At 67.4% G+C, this 1,897-nt stretch carries 3 protein-coding genes; 1 reads left to right on the top strand and 2 read right to left on the bottom strand.

The window, feature by feature from the left end; translation table 11 throughout:
- Together TW83_RS17500 and dksA are read right to left on the bottom strand one after the other, a co-directional pair.
- The coding region (locus TW83_RS17500; RefSeq protein WP_045984067.1) for an FAD-dependent oxidoreductase at positions 1 to 670 on the bottom strand (670 nt) is incomplete at its 3' end.
- Positions 671 to 737: 67 nt separating this feature from the next.
- Complete coding sequence (gene dksA / locus TW83_RS17495) at positions 738 to 1,160, bottom strand: RNA polymerase-binding protein DksA (protein WP_045984066.1); 423 nt, start codon at positions 1,158 to 1,160, stop codon at positions 738 to 740.
- Between the two features lie 174 nt (positions 1,161 to 1,334).
- Between dksA and TW83_RS17490 the strand changes: the two genes are divergently transcribed.
- The coding region (locus TW83_RS17490) for a MoxR family ATPase (RefSeq protein ID WP_045984068.1) at positions 1,335 to 1,897 on the top strand (563 nt) is incomplete at its 3' end.

Here is a 1,897-nt window from a genome sequence, read left to right as displayed (position 1 = left end):
GCAGGCGGTCGGGGTCGCCGGGGTGGGACCAGCCCTCGTCCTGCCAGTCCGGGCGTTCCTCGACGGCCACGATGTTGCGCAGGCCGCCGGGCAGCGGATAGCTGACCAGATGCCTGCGCGCGGCCATGAAGACCTGCGCGACGGGCGCGCCTCCGGTATCGGGGATCAGGGCGCGCCATGCGGTCTGGCCGGTGAAGAATGGCACCTGCTGGCCGTTCAGTGCTTCCCGATGCGTGCTGCGCAGCCCGTCGGCGGCGATGGTCAGGCCGTCGACATCAGACGCCGTCACGCCAAGCTGGATCGTCACGCACGCCTGCCGTGCCTCATCGGCCAGCAGACCGATCAGCCGGGCGCGGTGGATCAGCAGAAAGCGCGCCTCCGGGCGGTGCGCCCGAAGGTCCATGCGCAGCACGCGCCGCCCGCGTTCGTCGTTCAGCTGCACCGCGTCCGTGCGCAGCGCGGCGCCATCCAGCGCGGTTCCCAGGCCAAGCGCATCCAGCACCCGCACCGCATTGGCCGAAATCTGGATCCCCGCACCGACCTCGCCCAGTTCGGGCGCGCGTTCCAGGACCGTGACCTGCGCCCCGCGTCGCGCCAGGGCCAGTGCAGCCGTCAGGCCGCCGATTCCGGCGCCGATGACGGTCACGGGGCGGTTCTCAAGCGCGGACATGGATCGGACCTCCGGATGTGACAAGGCCCCGCACCGGGCGGGGCCTGGCGCGGCGCCGACGGCTGGATCAGTCGTCGCGGTGGACGCGTTCCTTGCGCTCGTGACGCTCCTGCGCTTCCAGCGTCATGGTGGCGATGGGACGGGCATCCAGACGACGCAGGCTGATCGGCTCGCCGGTCATCTCGCAATAGCCGAAATCGCCGGTCTCGATGCGGCGCAGCGCGGCGTCGATCTTGCTGACCAGCTTGCGCTGACGGTCGCGGGTACGCAGTTCCAGCGCGCGGTCGGTCTCCTCGCTGGCGCGATCGGCCAGGTCGGGCACGCTGCGGGCGCTGTCCTGCAGTCCTTCCAGGGTCTCGGCCGACTGGCTGAGCAGTTCCTGTTTCCAGGCCTCGAGCTTCCGCCGGAAATATTCGAGCTGACGCTCGTTCATGAAGGGTTCGTCCTCGGCGGGACGATAATCCTGGGGAAGGAAGGTCTGGGCTTTCATTACGTCCTCCGGCGGCGCCGGGCGGAGCAAAATTACCGGCACCTTGCGCGGTCCCTTAAAGTATGACGTGCTGCTTGTCACTAGGGTTCAGGGCGCTAATGATGCGCGGCGTGCAATTCGCCGCAACTTTGCGGGCAGTTGCGGCCAAGCACCTTGCGCTAAAGGAGAGTTTTCATGCAGTTCACGGGAACCGACCGCTATGTGGCCCCGCCCGACCTGGCCCTGGCGGTGAACGCCGCCGTCACGCTGGAACGCCCGTTGCTAGTCAAGGGAGAGCCCGGAACCGGAAAGACGGAGCTGGCCCGGCAGGTCGCCGCCAGCTTGGGCATGCCCATCATCGAATGGCACGTGAAGTCCACGACCAAGGCGCAGCAGGGGCTGTACGAATACGATGCGGTCAGTCGGCTGCGCGACAGCCAGCTGGGTGACGCGCGGGTGAACGACGTGTCGAACTATATCCGGCGGGGCAAGCTGTGGCAGGCCTTTGCCGCCCCCGCACGGGTCGTGCTGCTGATCGACGAGGTCGACAAGGCCGATATCGAGTTTCCGAACGACCTGCTGCAGGAACTGGACCGGATGGAGTTCCATGTCTACGAAACCGGAGAGACGGTGCGCGCCGCGCACCGGCCCGTGGTCATCATCACCTCGAACAACGAAAAGGAGCTGCCGGATGCGTTCCTGCGGCGGTGCTTCTTCCATTACATCCGCTTTCCCGATGCCGCGACCCTGCGCGCCAT

The organism is Paracoccus sp. S4493, assembly GCF_000967735.1.
Taxonomy (GTDB): Bacteria; Pseudomonadota; Alphaproteobacteria; order Rhodobacterales; family Rhodobacteraceae; genus Paracoccus; species Paracoccus marcusii.
Note: the sequence above shows the minus strand (reverse complement) of the source record. Positions and strands in the feature narration are given on the sequence as shown.